Annotated in this window: 16 protein-coding genes; 8 read left to right on the forward strand and 8 right to left on the reverse strand. The window is 62.5% G+C overall.

All coding sequences use genetic code 11. From position 1 onward, the window contains the following. Positions 1 to 159 precede the first annotated feature (159 nt). Together LDZ23_RS15515 and LDZ23_RS15520 are read left to right on the forward strand one after the other, a co-directional pair. Positions 160 to 1,320 carry an extracellular catalytic domain type 1 short-chain-length polyhydroxyalkanoate depolymerase gene (locus tag LDZ23_RS15515; RefSeq protein WP_008353987.1) on the forward strand — a complete coding sequence of 387 codons (1,161 nt, stop codon included), beginning with the start codon at positions 160 to 162 and terminating at the stop codon, positions 1,318 to 1,320. A gap of 139 nt (positions 1,321 to 1,459) precedes the next feature. Next, positions 1,460 to 1,633 (forward strand): DUF3563 family protein, encoded by a 174-nt coding sequence (locus LDZ23_RS15520; protein ID WP_008353986.1) that lies wholly within the window; start codon positions 1,460 to 1,462, stop codon positions 1,631 to 1,633. Positions 1,634 to 1,703: 70 nt separating this feature from the next. Here LDZ23_RS15520 and LDZ23_RS15525 read toward each other — a convergent pair whose 3' ends face one another. From LDZ23_RS15525 to LDZ23_RS15545, 5 genes are all read right to left on the reverse strand, one after another. Further along, positions 1,704 to 2,123 (reverse strand): organic hydroperoxide resistance protein, encoded by a 420-nt coding sequence (locus LDZ23_RS15525; protein WP_008353984.1) that lies wholly within the window; start codon positions 2,121 to 2,123, stop codon positions 1,704 to 1,706. A 131-nt stretch (positions 2,124 to 2,254) separates the two neighbouring features. Next, positions 2,255 to 2,716, reverse strand: a complete 462-nt coding sequence (locus LDZ23_RS15530; protein WP_033536081.1) for a MarR family winged helix-turn-helix transcriptional regulator — start codon at positions 2,714 to 2,716, stop codon at positions 2,255 to 2,257. A 104-nt stretch (positions 2,717 to 2,820) separates the two neighbouring features. Then, entirely contained in the window at positions 2,821 to 3,642 is an 822-nt protein-coding gene (locus LDZ23_RS15535; RefSeq protein ID WP_008353981.1) for a BPSS1780 family membrane protein, read from the reverse strand. Between the two features lie 8 nt (positions 3,643 to 3,650). After that, positions 3,651 to 4,619 (reverse strand): homoserine kinase, encoded by a 969-nt coding sequence (locus LDZ23_RS15540; protein ID WP_008353980.1) that lies wholly within the window; start codon positions 4,617 to 4,619, stop codon positions 3,651 to 3,653. Positions 4,620 to 4,739: 120 nt separating this feature from the next. Further along, positions 4,740 to 5,150 (reverse strand): hypothetical protein, encoded by a 411-nt coding sequence (locus tag LDZ23_RS15545; protein WP_008353979.1) that lies wholly within the window; start codon positions 5,148 to 5,150, stop codon positions 4,740 to 4,742. Positions 5,151 to 5,381: 231 nt separating this feature from the next. On the opposite strand from LDZ23_RS15545, the gene LDZ23_RS15550 reads away from it, so the two are divergent. Continuing rightward, positions 5,382 to 6,908, forward strand: coding sequence for an AMP nucleosidase (locus LDZ23_RS15550; RefSeq protein ID WP_008353978.1), 1,527 nt, complete (start codon positions 5,382 to 5,384; stop codon positions 6,906 to 6,908). Positions 6,909 to 6,965: 57 nt separating this feature from the next. On the opposite strand, the gene LDZ23_RS15555 is transcribed toward LDZ23_RS15550, so the two are convergent. Beyond that, positions 6,966 to 7,715, reverse strand: a complete 750-nt coding sequence (locus tag LDZ23_RS15555) for an LOG family protein (protein ID WP_008353977.1) — start codon at positions 7,713 to 7,715, stop codon at positions 6,966 to 6,968. Between the two features lies 1 nt (position 7,716). Here LDZ23_RS15555 and polA point away from each other — a divergent pair, with 1 nt between their 5' ends. The 3 genes from polA (at position 7,717) to LDZ23_RS15570 (ending at position 13,036) form a co-directional block, all read left to right on the forward strand. After that, positions 7,717 to 10,455 (forward strand): DNA polymerase I, encoded by a 2,739-nt coding sequence (gene polA, locus LDZ23_RS15560; protein ID WP_244808185.1) that lies wholly within the window; start codon positions 7,717 to 7,719, stop codon positions 10,453 to 10,455. Between the two features lie 151 nt (positions 10,456 to 10,606). Further along, complete coding sequence (locus LDZ23_RS15565; protein ID WP_008353974.1) at positions 10,607 to 11,971, forward strand: NAD(P)/FAD-dependent oxidoreductase; 1,365 nt, start codon at positions 10,607 to 10,609, stop codon at positions 11,969 to 11,971. Positions 11,972 to 12,160: 189 nt separating this feature from the next. Beyond that, entirely contained in the window at positions 12,161 to 13,036 is an 876-nt protein-coding gene (locus LDZ23_RS15570) for a dienelactone hydrolase family protein (protein ID WP_008353973.1), read from the forward strand. A 6-nt stretch (positions 13,037 to 13,042) separates the two neighbouring features. Here LDZ23_RS15570 and LDZ23_RS15575 read toward each other — a convergent pair whose 3' ends face one another. Next, positions 13,043 to 13,912: a sulfurtransferase gene (locus tag LDZ23_RS15575; protein ID WP_008353971.1), complete on the reverse strand. Its 870-nt coding sequence runs from the start codon at positions 13,910 to 13,912 to the stop codon at positions 13,043 to 13,045. Between the two features lie 105 nt (positions 13,913 to 14,017). Next, positions 14,018 to 15,124 (reverse strand): putrescine 2-hydroxylase Put2H, encoded by a 1,107-nt coding sequence (locus LDZ23_RS15580; RefSeq protein WP_008353970.1) that lies wholly within the window; start codon positions 15,122 to 15,124, stop codon positions 14,018 to 14,020. 310 nt (positions 15,125 to 15,434) lie between these two features. On the opposite strand from LDZ23_RS15580, the gene LDZ23_RS15585 reads away from it, so the two are divergent. Then, positions 15,435 to 15,770 (forward strand): exodeoxyribonuclease VII small subunit, encoded by a 336-nt coding sequence (locus LDZ23_RS15585; RefSeq protein WP_008353969.1) that lies wholly within the window; start codon positions 15,435 to 15,437, stop codon positions 15,768 to 15,770. Then, entirely contained in the window at positions 15,767 to 16,654 is an 888-nt protein-coding gene (locus LDZ23_RS15590; protein WP_008353968.1) for a polyprenyl synthetase family protein, read from the forward strand. Before LDZ23_RS15585 ends, LDZ23_RS15590 begins: the two co-directional genes overlap by 4 nt. Positions 16,655 to 16,733 lie beyond the last annotated feature (79 nt).

Genomic DNA, 16,733 nt, shown 5'->3' on the forward strand with positions numbered 1-16,733 from the left:
TCTAATTTCGGGTATCTTCGCGATTTGCTGTTAATTCATCCCGAGATCTGTGCGCTCAAGGCAGGTTATCCAGCCGTTTTAATGTTATTGTGCAATGCACAACACGGCGCGCGTTTTCGTCGCGCCATCCCATTGCATGAAGTGGAGGACCCAGCCGAAATGTCCAAAAGCCTTACCAAGCTCTGGTTGCGCGGCTTGAGACGCCTGGTCGCCGGCCAAGTCGAAGCGATCCGCACACCCAAGCCCCGTGCGGCGGCCAAGCCCGCGCGCGCGAAAACCGTCAAGTCGAAACTGAAATCGGGGGCGTCTGCGAAGGCGGCAACAGCGCCCCGCGCCAGCGCGCGTCCCGTGCCGCGCGAATCGCGTGTGCGTCCGCGCGCGTCGGCGTGGGCGCGCGGGAAGTGGGCGCGCTCGTATCATTCGGCCCCGCCGACGAGCGGCCGCTTCGTCAATCACATGTCGTACGCGCTCTATCTGCCGCCGAAAGCCGGGTCCGAGCCGGTTCCGCTCGTGGTCATGCTGCACGGTTGCAAGCAGAACGCCGACGAATTCGCGCAAGGCACGCGCATCAATCTGCTTGCCGATCGATACGGATTCGCGGTGCTGTATCCGGAGCAATCGAAGCACGATCACGCGCATCGCTGTTGGCGCTGGTATGACGATTCCGGTAGCGCCGGCGGTGGCGAAGCTGCGTCCGTCGTCTCGCTGGTGAACGCGATGGTCGAGCAGCACGATCTGGATCCGGAGCGCGTCTATCTCGCGGGCATGTCCGCCGGTGCGGGACTCGCGGCGCTGCTCGCCGTGCGTTATCCGCACGTGTTCGCGGCCGTCGGCCTGCACTCGGGCGTGGTGTTCGGCGAGGCGCGTTCGGCCATCGGCGCGATGGACGTCATGCGCCGCGGCGCGCGCAGCGATCCCGTCACGCTCATCGACGCGGCTGTCGACGTTCGCGATTATCCGGGCATGCCGGCGATCATCGTGCACGGAGAACTGGATTCGGTGGTCGCGGCCGCGAACGCGGAGCAGCTCGCCAAGCAGTTTCTGCGGCTGAACGGCTTCATCGACGCCGCAGGCAATCGCCGCGCGGGCGAGGCGCGCGAGGAAGCGCATCCGGATGGTGTCGTGACGGACTATTTCAAGAACGGCCGACGCGTGGTGAAGACGTCGATCGTGCGCGGCCTGGGCCATTCATGGGCCGGCGGCGACGATACCGTCGCTTTCCACTCGTCCAAAGGACCGGATTCTTCAGCGGTGATGTGGGAGTTTTTCAAGCACCAGCGGCGTCCGAGCGAGGCCGCGCGCGATGCGTACGTCGCCTGACGCCGGGCGCGCCGTGTTGCAGGTGTTGCAATTTAGTCTTTAGTATCAGCGTTCTAGCGATTAGGGCTGGCGTTGGATCAGGGATTACCCTATAATCCGCTTCATAGGTAGTAACCCCAGTATTCAAGCGAGGCCCACCATGTTCCTGCTCAGCCGTATTTTCCTGTTCCTGACCAAATCCGCCGATGAACGCGATCGCGCGCGCGACGACGCTTATCTCGCCGAAGCCACGGACATCTACGATCTCGAATATCGTATGAAGAAGCTGGATCAGCGTGCTACGGCGCGTCACCCGGCGTGGATGTCCAACTAAGCTCTGCCTTCGACGGTTCTGGAACATGCCGGCCTTTTAGGCCGGCATTTTTGTTTCCGCTCGCGTCGTCTCAGACGAGCTTCACGCGCACATCCACGTTGTTGCGTGTCGCGTTCGAGTACGGGCAAACCTTGTGTGCTGCATCGACCAATGCCTGAGCGTCGGGCGCGTCGAGGCCCGGCAGCGACACGCGCAGCTCGATATCGAGCTTGAATCCGCCTGCATCGTTGTGACCGACGCCCACGTCCGCCGTGACGCTTGTATCGGCCGGCACTGCGCGCTTTTGCTGACCCGCGACGAACTTCATCGCTGAGAGAAAGCAGGCGGAATAGCCCGCAGCGAACAATTGCTCGGGATTCGTACCCGGTGCGCCCGTTCCGCCCAGTTCCTTCGGCGCGCTCAACTTCACATTCAATTGCTCGTCCGAGGAAATGGCGCGGCCATCGCGTCCGCCGGTGCTGGTTGCCGTCGCCTTGTACAGGATGCTCATCGTTTCTCTCCTTATGTTTCGGTTGTCAGATCAATGTTGCGTTCACCACGGCGTAAATATATCGCGCTATTAATTAGTGTGCAAATTAAAATTCGACGATGGGGCCGTTAGCGTGCTGCTATCGGTTCGGATCAGTCGTCGATGTACTCGCCGAGGGAGGCGCGCAGCCGCACTAGATCGTTGCGCAGACGCAGCATCGCGTCGATGTCCGAACCGGAGGCGCAGTAGATTTCACTGGGAATCGCGCGGGCGGCTTGTTTCAGCGCGGCGCCGGCGTCGGTCAGTCGGATGTGAACCTGGCGCTCGTCTTCCACGCCGCGCACGCGCTCGACATAGCCCTGCGCTTCGAGACGCTTGAGAAGCGGTGTCATCGTCGCGGAATCGAGCGAAAGACGCGCGGCGATTTCCTTGACCGTGAGGTCGTCGGATTCCCAAAGCACGAGCATCGCCAAGTATTGCGGATACGTCAGCCCGAGCTTCTCCAGCAGCGGCTTGTACGCCTTCGTCATCGCGAGCGAAGTCGAATAGAGCGCGAAGCACAGCTGCTGATCGAGTTCGAGCGGAAACTCAGGCAAAGCGTTTGACGAGGTCATGACAGAGGCGCGGCGAAAGGCCGGGATGGCCGATCTCGCTAGTGTACGTGCAATGCTTCGCGCACGAACGATCGCCGCGCCCGTTCGAAGAGCGCGGCATCCGGTCAAGCCTTGGGCGTGCCCGGTGCGTCGGGAATGTCCGGCGAATCGGGGGACTGCACGCCGAAACAGCCGCGATACGTCGCGTAAAACGAGCAATACAGCGCGGTCGTGACGATGATCGATGCCGGCATCAGCACCGCGAGCGCCATTTCCTGTCCCACGCCGAGCGCCTGCATCAGCGTGGTCAGGCCGAACGAGACCGCGAGCGCGATCACGATCCACAGCACGCCGTAAAAAATGAACGCGCCGCGATTGCGCCAGCACGAGACGAGGCTGAAGAACAGCGCCTTCGCGGGCGGCACGTCGTGCCACGCGACGAGGATCGGCGCGAACCAGAACAGCATCGCGATCGGGACATAGCACGCCATCGCGACGAGCACCGCGAGCGGACTGAAGCTCGCGGCAACCGTTTCCGGATCGCCGCTCGGGCCGTCGCCCATCATGATGCTGAGCAGCGTGCCGCCATCCACGAGCGCCGACGCCATGAAGATGACCATCATCGCGACGATGTACAGCGCGCCCAGCGCGAGCAGCCTGCGCGCGACGACGCTGCCGTACGAGCGGAATCCGTCGACGAGAATGGTCGGCCAGACGGGCTTGCCCGCGATCGTGTTGCGGCACGCCGCCATGAAGCCGACCGCGACCCCCGGAATGAACAGCAGCGGCAGCAACGGGCCGACGAGCGGCACACGGGAGATCAGCGTCATCACGAACAGATACGCGAAGAACACCGTGAGGAAGGCAAACGGGTTGCGGCGGAACAGCCAGATGCCCTGACGGAACCACACGTAGCCGGTCTTGGCCGGAACTTCGATCAGTCGCATGTTGCTGGTTATCGATTGGCGGGAGAAGCGGCTTTGACGCGTTCGCGCAGAATGCGTTCGAAATGGCCGGGATCGTGCGCTTTGAGCATTTGCGCTTCGCGCGGGCGATGAAAGTCGAAAAGGCGCGAGACCCAGAAGCGCATCGCGCCGGCGCGCAGCATGTCGTTCCAGTGACGCTCTTCGGCGGGCGTGAACGGACGCACCGTCTGATAGGCGCGCAGCATCGCATCGACGCGCGCGGGATCGAGCACGCCGGTGGCGAGATCGATGCACCAGTCGTTGACCGTTACGGCGACATCGAACAGCCACTTGTCGACGCCCGCGAAGTAGAAGTCGAAGAAACCGCCGAGGCGCGCGTGCTCGCGGCCGTGCGCGAACAGCACGTTGTCGCGGAACAGGTCGCAATGGCACGGGCCTTCCGGCAGCGACGCGTAATCCGCCGAGCCGAAAAATTCAGCCTGATGCGCGAGTTCGTCTTCGAACAATGCCCGCTGCTCGCCGCTTAAAAATTCGGCGATCGACGGCGCCTTCTGCTGCCACCATGAAAGGCTGCGCAGATTCGGCTGATGCTGCGCAAAGTCGCGCCCCGCGAGATGCATGCGTGCGAGCATCTGCCCCACTTCGATGCAATGCGCGGACGTCGGCGCGAGTTCGGGCGCGCCTTCGAGCTTCGTCACGATCGACGCGGGCTTGCCATGCAGCATGCCGAAGAGCGAGCCGTCGCGGCGCGGCATCGGATCGGGCACCGGCACGCGATGCGAAGCCAGATGGCGCATCAGATCGAGATAGAACGGCAGTTGCGTTGCCGTGAGATTCTCGAAGATCGTGAGCACGTACTCGCCGTGCGTCGTCGTGAGAAAGAAATTGCTGTTCTCGATGCCCGACTGGATGCCGCGAAATTCGACGACATCGCCGAGATCGTAGTCTTGCAGCCAGTCGCCGAGGTCGGCGTTGGTGACGGGAGTGAAGACGGCCATGCGGGAAACGTCGGTCAGGTTGGACGGCCAGGAAGAGGCCGGTGAACGGTGGCGCCGGGCATGCAGCCACGGTGCCGCGACCCGCCCGGAAAGAGCGGGTCCGAAGCCATCTTTAAGTGATCAGTAATGCAGGTTGATCGACGGCAGGCGCGTACTGGCCTTGCCGTTGTCGCGCACTTGCGGCGACGTGTCGGCGGGCGCGCTCATCTGATAGCGCGTGCCGAAATTGGAACGCACGTCGATTTCGACGGGCTTGCCCTTGTCGCGGAATTCGGTGATCTCGGTGCCGTTGGTGCTCAGCTCGTGATAGCTCGGTGTGCGCGGCGGCGAAATCTCGACTTTCGAGCTGACGTTCGCGGGCGGACGGTTGATGGATTTCAGATCGGGCAGGCCCGCCGCTTCTTCCGGCGACATTTTCTGCACCGCCGGTTGGGGTTCTGCGTTGGCGGCTTGCTGCGCCGGCTGCGCGAATGCGCCGAAGCTTGCTGCGGCGAGGACTGCCGCGGCGGCGGCGCAAAGGTGCGGCTTCATGATGGTTCTCCAGGCGATGGCCGGATTCTAACAAAACGGTTGCTGACTGAGCGGCGCGCGCGCAGCCAACGCCTTATTTTGCGCCGCTTTCGCGAAATTCGACTTCGAACGTCAAAAACGTGTTGCGAGGTGTGATCGCACGCACTCACGTGAGGAGGGACTTCATGGTCCGCACATTCTTCCGTGTTAATGTCGATTCATTACGAGGGCATCGAAGAAAGACACAAGATCATGACAAACGACCGGACTCAAAGCACGCAGGGCACGCCTGCCAACGATTTTCCGACCGAATCCTTCGAAGATCCCGCTGCGGCGGTCGCGCGTCTGTCGGCGATCTATGAAGCGAATACCGCATTTCTGCGCGATGCATTCGCGCGCTATCGCCGCAACGAGCAGTTCACGCATCGCGTGCGCGCGTGCTATCCGTTCGTGCGCGTGCGTACCGAGCTCAACTCGCAGATCGATTCGCGGCGCTCATATGGCTTCGTGGCGGGGCCGGGCATCTACGAAACGACGCTGACGCGTCCCGATCTTTTCGGCGATTACTATCGCGAGCAATTGCGACTGCTGACGAAGAACCATCACGTCGGGCTCGAAGTCGGTGTGTCGGCGCATCCCATCCCCATTCACTTCGCGTTCGCGGAAGGCATCCATCTCGAAGGCGATCTCGATCGCGACCGGCTGCTCGCGATGCGCAATATCTTCGATACGCCCGACCTCGCGCTGCTCGACGATCGCATCGTCAACGGCACGTACGAGCCGGGGCCGGGCGAGCCGCACCCGCTTGCGCTCTTCACGGCCGCGCGTGTCGATTTCTCGCTGCATCGGCTGAGGCATTACACGGCCACGTCGCCCACGCACTTCCAGAATTACGTGCTGTACACGAACTACCAGTTCTATATCGACGAGTTCGTGAAGCTCGGCCGCACGATGATGTCGCGCGCCGACGACGAGGAAACGCGCGCGTATCGCAGCGCGTATTCATCGTTCGTCGAACCGGGCGATGTCGTCACGTACAACGCGAATCTCGGCGAGCAGCCGGAGGAAGGCGCGCAGCCCGCGCGTCTGCCGCAGATGCCCGCGTATCACCTGAAACGCGCGGACGGCAGCGGCATCACGATGGTGAACATCGGCGTGGGGCCGTCGAACGCGAAGACGATCACGGATCACATCGCGGTGCTGCGTCCACATGCGTGGATCATGCTCGGACATTGCGCGGGGCTGCGCAATACGCAGCGTCTCGGCGATTACGTGCTGGCGCACGGCTATGTGCGCGAGGATCACGTTCTCGATGACGATCTGCCGCTTTGGGTGCCGGTGCCTGCGCTCGCGGAAGTGCAGGTTGCGCTGGAGCGCGCGGTGGCGCAGGTGACGCAGCTCGAAGGCGTCGAACTGAAGCGCGTGATGCGTACGGGCACCGTCGCGAGCGTCGATAACCGCAACTGGGAGTTGCGCGATCATCGCGAGCCGGTGCGGCGTTTGTCGCAAAGCCGCGCGGTGGCGCTCGATATGGAGAGTGCGACGATTGCGGCCAATGGATTCAGATTCCGCGTGCCGTACGGAACGCTGCTATGCGTGTCCGATAAGCCGCTGCACGGTGAATTGAAGCTGCCGGGAATGGCGGATCAGTTCTATCGCGCGCAGGTGGATCAGCACTTGCAAATCGGCGTCAAGGCGATGGAACTGCTGCGCGAGAATGGGTTGTCGAAGCTGCATTCGCGGAAGTTGCGCAGCTTCGCGGAAGTGGCGTTTCAATGATGCCTTCTGCGTGAGACGATGCGAGCGGTTCATGAAACCGCTCGCATCGAGTCTCGATTAAAGATAGAACATCCGATCCTCATCCGACTTGCTCTCAGCCGGCTGTTCGACCGATTCCTCGCGATCTTCATAGAAGCGCAACACGGCTTCGAGCACCTGATCCGGATCGTCGATGACTTGCATCAGGTCGAGATCCTTTTCGCTGATGACGCCGTTGGTCAGCAACGTGTTCTTGAACCAGTCGAGCAGGCCGGCCCAGAACTCCGCGCCGACGAGCACGATCGGAACGTGACGTGACTTCTTCGTCTGGATGAGCGTGAGCACTTCCGCGAGCTCGTCCAGCGTACCGAAGCCGCCCGGCATCACCACGACCGCGTCCGAGTTCTTCACGAACGTGACCTTGCGCGTGAAGAAGTGACGGAAGCGGAGCGAAATGTCCTGCCACTGATTGCCCGATTGCTCGTGCGGCAACTCGATGTTCAAGCCGACCGAAGGCGACTTGCCCGCGTGCGCGCCTTTATTCGCCGCTTCCATGATGCCCGGCCCGCCGCCGGATATGACGGCGAAGCCCGCGTCGGAGAATTTCTGCGCGATTTCGATCGTGAGCTGATAGTACGGCGACTCCGGTTTCAGACGCGCCGAACCATAGATGCTGATGGCAGGGCGGATCTCCGAGAGGTACTCGGTCGCCTCGATAAACTCTGCCATAATCGTGAACATCTGCCACGATGCGCGAGCCTTCTTGGCCGTCGCGCGCTCTTGATCTGCGAGCGATCGCAGACTCGGAATCACTTTTCTCTTGTTCATAATGCCTGAAGAACTAAGTCTTGAAGGTAAGACCCTGCTATTGGTCGACGGTTCTAGTTACTTGTACCGGGCCTACCATGCAATGCCGGACTTGCGAGGCCCCGACGGCGGGCCCACCGGCGCTCTGTATGGAATGATCAACATGCTGCGGCGCTTGCGGCGCGAAATCAATGCAGAGTATAGCGCGTGCGTATTTGATGCCAAAGGCAAGACTTTCCGCGACGACTGGTACGCCGACTACAAGGCCAACCGCCCTTCGATGCCCGAAGACCTCGCGAAGCAGATCGAGCCGATCCACGTCGCCGTGCGCGCGCTCGGCTGGCCGCTCGTGATGATCGAGCGCGTCGAGGCGGACGACGTCATCGGCACGCTCGCGGTCGAAGCCGAAAAGCGCGGCATGAAGGTGATCGTGTCGACGGGCGACAAGGATCTGGCTCAACTCGTGACGGATCATGTCACCCTCATCAATACGATGACCAACGAAACGCTCGACCGCGCCGGCGTGCTCACGAAGTTCGGCGTGCCACCGGAGCGCATCGTCGACTATCTGTCGCTCATCGGCGATACCGTCGACAACGTGCCGGGGGTCGAAAAATGCGGTCCCAAGACAGCGATCAAATGGCTCACGCAATACGAAACCCTTGATGGCATCGTAGAGCATGCGAACGAGATCAAGGGTGCGGTAGGAGACAATCTGCGCAAGGCTCTGGACTTCCTGCCGATGGCGCGAAAGCTCGTTACCGTGCACACGGAGTGCGACCTCACATCGCAAATCGAATCGATCGATGCGACGCTTCAATCGCGTCCCGAGTCGCGCGACGAACTGCGCGACGTGTTCCTGCGTCACGGCTTCAAGACGTGGCTGCGCGAAGTCGAAATCGCCGATGCCGTCGAAGGCCCGACCGATACGCCGCCCGCCGAAGTCACCGAAATCGTGCATCACTACGAGACGGTGCAGACATGGGAGCAGTTCGATGCGTGGCTCGAGCGCATCAATGAAGCGGAGCTCACATCGTTCGATAGCGAAACCACGTCGCTCGATCCGATGACCGCGCAGATCGTCGGCATGTCGTTCTCTGTCGAGCCGGGGCATGCGGCGTACATTCCGGTCGCGCATCGCGGGCCGGACGCGCCCGAGCAACTGCCGCGCGACGAAGTGCTCGCGAAACTCAAGCCGTGGCTCGAAGATGCATCGAAGAAAAAGGTCGGCCAGCATCTGAAGTACGACGAGCAGGTGCTCGCCAATTACGGCATCGAAATGCGCGGCGTCGAGCACGACACGCTGCTGCAATCGTACGTGCTGGAATCGCATCGTCCGCACGACATGGACAACCTCGCGTTGCGTCATCTCGGCGTGAAGACGATCAAGTACGAAGACGTCGCGGGTAAGGGCGCATCGCAGATCGGCTTCGATGAAGTGCCGCTCGACAAAGCCTCCGCGTATGCGGCCGAAGACGCCGATATCACGTTGCGTCTGCATCAGGCGCTCTATCCGCAAGTGGCGCAGGAGGAAGGCTTGTTGCGCGTGTATCGCGACATCGAAATGCCGACTTCGCGCGTGCTGCGCAAGATGGAACGAAACGGAGTCCTGATCGATCGCGAACGGCTCGAAGCGCAGAGCAACGAGATTGCGAAGCGGCTCATCGATTTGCAGGCGCAGGCGTACGAATTCGCGGGCGGCGAGTTCAATCTCGGCTCGCCGAAGCAAATCGGCCAGATCTTCTTCGAGAAGCTGCAATTGCCGGTCGTGAAGAAAACGCCGAGCGGCGCGCCTTCCACCGATGAAGAAGTGCTGCAGAAGCTCGCCGAAGACTATCCGCTGCCGAAGGTGCTGCTCGAGCATCGCGGGCTGTCCAAGCTCAAGTCCACTTACACGGACAAGCTGCCGCGCATGGTCAACGCATCGACGGGACGCGTGCATACGAACTATGCGCAGGCCGTCGCGGTGACGGGGCGTTTGTCGTCGAACGAGCCGAACTTGCAGAACATTCCGGTGCGAACGGGCGAAGGGCGGCGCATTCGCGAAGCGTTCATCGCATCGCCGGGCTGCAAGATCGTATCGGCGGATTACTCGCAGATCGAGCTGCGCATCATGGCGCACATTTCCGGCGACGAATCGCTGATGCGCGCGTTCAGCGAAGGCGAAGACGTGCACCGGGCGACGGCGTCGGAAGTGTTCGGCGTCACGCCGCTCGAAGTCGACAACGATCAGCGCCGCATCGCGAAGGTCATCAACTTCGGCCTGATCTATGGCATGAGCTCGTTCGGGCTCGCGTCGAATCTCGGCATCACGCGCGATGCGGCGAAGCTTTATATCGACCGCTATTTCGCGCGTTATCCCGGCGTTGCCGCGTACATGGAAAATACGCGCGTGATCGCGAAGGCGAACGGCTTCGTCGAAACTGTGTTCGGCCGGCGTCTGTGGCTGCCCGAGATCAATGGCGGCAGCGGGCCGCGCCGTCAGGCGGCGGAGCGCGCGGCGATCAACGCGCCGATGCAGGGCACCGCCGCCGATCTCATCAAGCTCTCGATGATCGCGGTGCAGGACTGGCTCGAAGCGTCGGGCATCGGCGCGAAGATGATCATGCAGGTGCACGACGAACTCGTGCTCGAAGTGCCCGAAGAGGCGCTGCCCGAGGTCAGGAAGCGCTTACCTGAACTGATGTGCGGCGTCGCGAAGCTGAAAGTGCCGCTCGTCGCGGAAGTGGGCGTCGGCACCAACTGGGAAGAAGCGCACTGAAATTCCCGGTGCAAGGACATATGCGCGGATGTCGCATATGTCCGACATGTTGGTGACTCGCTTGTGACTGTCACCGAAGCTCCGCACAATGTTTCAATCGAGGAAGATAAGCACGAAGGCCGATCGAATATAAAAGCACAGGGAGAGTTCCATGCATCGCTTCATCATCATCGGCGGAGGCGCAGGCGGCCTCGAACTCGCAACTCGTCTCGGCGACCGTTTCGGCTCGACGGATTCCAAAACGCCGCCGAAAGCGCAAGTCACGCTCGTCGACCGCAACCCGACGCATATCTGGAAACCGCTCCTGCATGAAGTCGCGGCGGGCAGCATGGATCCCTTCACGCAGGAACTCGAATACGCGGCACAAGCCCTGTGGCACGGCTTCGAGTTTCAGCAGGGTGAACTCGTCGGACTGAATCGGGCGGCGAAGCGCATCACGATCGGCGCGTTGCGCGATGAAGAAGCCGGCGAACTGCTGCCCGAGCGCGAGTTGGAGTACGACACGCTCGTCATCGCGATCGGCAGCACGACGCATTTCTTCGGCGTCGAAGGCGCGCAGCAGAATTCGATCGCGCTCGATACCGTCGGTCAGGCGGAGCTCTTCCGCAAGCGCCTGATCGCGGCCTGCATGCGCGCGGAGCATTTCGCACCGGAACCCGTCGCGGCGGGCGTGGACGAAGTCGACGAAGAGCCCGGCGTCGATCCCGTGCCGCGCATTCAGGTGGCGATCGTCGGCGCGGGCGCGACGGGCGTCGAATTGTCGGCGGAATTGCGCAATACCGCGCAAGTGCTTTCCGCATACGGCTTGCACAAGCTCGATCCGAAGCACGATATCGGCATCGTGCTGATCGAGGCCGGGCCACGCATTCTGCCCGCATTGCAGGAACGCGTGTCCAGCGCGACGGCGGAACTGCTGATGAAGCTCGGCGTAAAGCTGATGACGGGCGAAACCGTCGCGCAGGTCTCGCGCGACACGATCCGCACGGCGAGCGGCAAGACGATTCGCGCGGATCTCACAGTCTGGGCGGCGGGCATCAAGGCGCCCGCGATTCTCAACAATCTCGACGGACTTCCGACCAATCGTCTCGGCCAGCTCGTCGTGCGCCGCACGCTGCAAACCGAAACCGACGAGAACGTCTTCGCGCTCGGCGATTGCGCCGCGTGTCCGTGGCCCGGCAACGAGCGCAACGTTCCGCCGCGCGCGCAGGCCGCGCATCAGCAGGCGAGCTTCCTCTTCAAGTCGTTCGAGCGGATGTTGCAGGGCAAGCCGTTGCCCGAGTACACGTATCGCGATTTCGGCTCGCTGGTGTCGCTCGGCCATTACAGCGCGGTCGGCAATCTGATGGGCGGGTTGATCGGTGGCAACATGCTGATCGAAGGCCTCTTCGCGCGCTTCATGTACATGTCGCTGTATCGCCTGCATGTGGCCGCGCTGCACGGCTATGCGCGCATGGTGCTCGATACTGTCGCGCACTGGCTGCGCCGTTCCACCGCCCCGCGTGTCAAGCTGCACTGACGGAACAGATCCGCTGCGCCGTTCGTTTAAAGCTGTTTAGAATGAGCGGCGCGCTTAATGCATAACGCGCGTTCATCGTCGTGCAGCGCCGCGCGTCGTGACGCCTTGATCGCGTCGCGCGGATTTCAACGATCCTCGCCGTCGCGCGATCGAGTACGCGCCGCGACGGCATTGCCGCGGGAGCTTCGTATGCTAGACCCTGAAGTCGACAGCCTCATTCCGCACGTCCCGTTCAACCGACGCAATTTCATCAAGGCGACCTTCGGCACCGGCTTCGCGGCCGCCGTGCTGCCGGTGTCCGCGCAAACCGTTCACACCGACAGCGATGGGCTGGAAGCCGGCGCCATCGGCATACGCGGCGCGGATGGCACGCTCGTGCCGGCGTACCGCGCGCAGCCCAAAGGCAAGACGCATTTGCCGGTCATCATCGTGATTCACGAGATTTTCGGCGTGCACGAGCATATCGCCGACGTCTGCCGGCGCTTCGCCAAGCAGGGTCATCTCGCCATCGCGCCGGATCTCTACACGCGTCAGGGCGATGCATCGGCCTACAAGTCGATGCAGCAGCTCAACGAACAACTCGTGTCGAAAGTGCCCGATGCACAAGTGATCTCCGACATCGATCAGACGGTCAAATGGGCGGGCGAGCATGGCGGCGATCCGAAGCGCGTCGGCATTACCGGGTTTTGCTGGGGCGGGCGCATCACCTGGCTCTATGCCGAGCACAATCCCAATGTGAAGGCGGCCGTGGCGTGGTACGGACGGCTCGTCGGCAACAAGACCGAGAACACGCCGGCCAATCCGATCGACCTCGCGGGCCAGCTCAAAGTGCCGGTGCTCGGCCTATATGGCCGGCAGGATCAGAGCATCCCGCAGGATACGATCGAGCAGATGAAACAGGCGCTCGCGAACGACCCGCCGCCCGCGAAAGACTCGCAGTTCGTCGTCTACGACGACGCGCCGCATGCGTTCTTCGCGGATTATCGGCCGAGCTATCGCAAAGCCGACGCCGAGGACGGATGGAAGCGCGCGCTCGCGTGGTTCCGCGAGCACGGCGTCAAATAACGGCGTTCACGGATTCGGGCCGGTCGCGACGGGCCGGCCCGGATCGGCGCTCCACTCGCTCCACGAGCCGGGATAGAGCGCCGCGCCGTGCAGGCCGGCGATCTCCATCGCGAGCGCGTTATGGCATGCCGTCACGCCCGAGCCGCATTGCAGGACGACGCGGTCCGCCGGCGTCGTGCCGACGAGCGAACCGAACGCCTCGCGCAGTTCGTGCGCGGTCTTGAAGCGGCCTTCCGCCGTCAGATTGTTCTTGAAAAAGTGATTCAGCGCGCCGGGAATGTGCCCGCCGACGGGATCGATCGTCTCATTCTCGCCGCGGTAACGATCGGCGGCGCGCGCATCGATCAGCAGATGATCGCGCGTGCCGATGCTGCGCTCGATCGCCGGGGCGTCGATCGTCACCTGAAGCGGCGCGCCGGCCTTGAACGTGCCCTGCCTCTTCGGCGGCACGGCGGTATCGAGCGGATTGCCCGCGGCTTCCCAGGCCTGCAGGCCGCCGTCGAGCAACGCGACGGAATCGTGCCCGAGCCAGCGCAGCAGCCACCAGAGACGCGCGGCGTACATGCCGCCGTGGGCATCGTACGCGACTACTTGCTGGCCCTCGTTCAGGCCGAAGCTGGCCAGTTTGGCGACGAGCGCGGCGCGCTCCGGCAGCGGATGACGCCCGTTCGTGCCCGTCTTGACGCCGGACAGATCTCGATCCAGATGAAGATAGTGCGCGCCGGGAATATGCCCTTGCGCATAGGCCGCTTCGCCGGATTCGGGCGCGGCCAGATCGAAGCGGCAATCGAAGACGAGCATGCTGCCGGGCGCGGCGGCGAGCCGTTCGGCGAGATTCGCCGCCGAGATGAGCGTGGTGTAGTGGGTGTGCGGCATGACGGCTCCTGTGCGTCGCTCATGTGCGAGACTTGAACCGTTAGTCTAAACAAAAAGGCGGGCCTGAAAGCCCGCCTTTTCGTAACTCTGGCCGAACGGCCTATATCAGATCGCGCCGAGCTGATGCCGCAAGAACTCGTGGAAGTGCTGCATGCCGGATTCCATCGGGCTCTGATACGGCCCGACCTGATTCTCGCCGCGCGACATCAGCGCGCGCCGGCCCGCGTCCATGCGCTCGCCGATTTCGTCGTCCTCACGCGCGGTTTCCATATACGCAGCGCGCTCGGCCTCGATGAACTCACGCTCAAAAAGCGCGATTTCCTCGGGGTAATAGAACTCGACGATGTTCGTCGTCTTCTGCGTGCCTTGTGGAATCAGCCACGACACGACCAGCACATGCGGATACCACTCGATCATCAGACCGGGGTAATACACCATCCAGATCGCACCGAACTCGGGCGGCGCGCCGTTGCGAAAGCGCAGGACTTCGTCGTGCCACTTGCGATACGTCGGGCTGCCCGGCTTTTCCAAGTTCTTGTGGACGCCCACGGTCTGGACGCTGTACCAGTCGCCGAATTCCCACTCGAGGTTGTCGCACGACACGAAGCTGCCGAGTCCCGGATGGAACGGCGCGACGTGATAGTCCTCGAGATAGACTTCGATGAACGTCTTCCAGTTGTAATTGCACTCGTGCACTTCGACGTGATCGAACATGAAGCCCGAAAAGTCGAAGTGCTTTGCGGTGCCAAGCCTCGCGAGATCCGCGGCGACGTTGCGGCCCTCCGATTCGAAGAGCAGGCCTTGCCAGTTCTGCAGCGAAGTCTTGCCGAGGTTCAGGCAAGGCTTGTCCGCGAAATGCGGCGCGCCGAGCAGTTGACCGTTGAGATCGTAGGTCCAGCGATGCAGCGGGCAGACGATGTTGTCCGCGCTGCCGCGGCCATTGAGCATGATCGCCTGGCGATGGCGGCACACGTTGGACAGCAGTTCGATATTGTTCTGCTGATTGCGGACGAGCACGCGCCCTTCGCCTTCGCCCGGAAGCGCGAAATAGTTGCCCGCTTCGGGAACCATGAGTTCGTGCCCGACGTAGCGTGGACCTTGCTTGAAAAGTGTGTCGAGTTCGCGCGTAAGAAGCGCTTCGTCAAAGTAAGCCGTGACTGGCAGCTGACTGTGAATGGCGTTCAGCTGCAATGCATTGCTCAGATTGGACATTCCCACTCCCGTTAAGACGTGAAAGCAGTGAACAACCCAACCATCGAAGATTCGATTTAGGGAGCCCGCGATTATACCGAAATCCGCATCCTTGGGGTGCTTAAGGTCTTGATTTGGGTATAAATTGTCGCGAGAGTTCCTCGCAATCGTTGCGCCCGCGCGCTTGAATCGCACGTTCCTTCCCGATTGGCGGAGAATCCGGCAAAGCAATCTCGACGGTCCCGCGTGGACGGGATGCGGGTCGAAAATTTGGCTTTTGCCGTAGAATGTGCGACTTGGTTCCAAAAATTCAATTGCACATCCACGATTCATGGCGAAGACCGCTGTCCAGGAAACAGGCGAGCAAACCGGCGCAAGCGCACAGAGCGCGGACGCCGCCCCGCTTCCCGAGAATTACGAGGCGGCGCTGGCAGAACTCGAATCGCTCGTCGCGCGCATGGAAGAGGGCGCGCTGAGCCTCGAGGAATCGCTTGCGGCATACCGCCGCGGCGCAGCGCTTGTCGGCTTTTGCCAACAGCAACTCGAAAAAGTTGAGCAGCAGGTACGCGTTCTCGATGGCGAGACGCTCAAACCGTTGCCCGCCGAGGTGCAGCGCGCCACGCAGGGTGCCGGAGCGACGAACGACGACGGGGACGACGACCTATGACCTTCGAACAATGGATGCGCGCGACGCTCGATCGCGTCGAGACGGCGCTGGAACACTATCTTCCGGGCACGGACGTCGCGCCGGCGCGCCTGCACGAAGCCATGCGCTACGCGGTGCTGGGCGGCGGCAAGCGCGTGCGGCCCCTGCTCGTCCACGCGGCGGGCGAGCTGACCGGCGCGAGCGCGCAGGCCGTCGAAGCGGCGAGCGCGGCACTCGAAATGATCCACGTCTATTCGCTGGTGCATGACGATATGCCCGCCATGGATGACGACGCGTTGCGTCGCGGCAAGCCTACCGTACACATCCAATATGACGAAGCGACGGCACTGCTCGTCGGTGACGCGCTGCAATCGCAAGCGTTCGTCGCATTGACGGCGGAAGGCAACGGTCTGAGCGATGCCCAGCAAGCCGCGCTCGTGCGCGAGCTGGCGGTCGCGAGCGGCTCGCTCGGCATGGCGGGCGGTCAGGCGATCGACCTGGAAAGCGTCGGCCGCAAGCTGTCGCGCCCCGAGCTCGAGACGATGCATCGCAAGAAAACAGGTGCGCTGCTGCGCGCATCGGTCCGCATGGGCGCGCTCGCGGGCACGCATCCGGGCGCGGAAGCGCTGACGTCGCTGGATCGGTATGCGGCAGCGATCGGTCTCGCATTCCAGGTCGTCGACGACATCCTGGACGTCACCGCCGATTCCGCCACGCTCGGCAAGACCGCCGGCAAGGACGCGCAGCACGACAAGCCCACTTACGTATCGATCATCGGGCTCGATGCGTCGCGCGAACTCGCTGCGCAACTGGGCCGCGACGCGCACGCCGCGATCGAGCCGTTCGGCGCGCGCGGCCAGCGTCTCGCCGAGCTTGCCGACCTGGTCGTGAACCGGGTGAATTGATTGTTGAACGCGTGACGAACCCCACGGTGCGAAGAAAGAAACAATCGCACCGAACGAATCACGCCAGTTTTCCTAAAAT

Origin of the sequence: Caballeronia zhejiangensis, from assembly GCF_022879815.1 — a bacterium.
Lineage (GTDB): Bacteria > Pseudomonadota > Gammaproteobacteria > Burkholderiales > Burkholderiaceae > Caballeronia > Caballeronia zhejiangensis.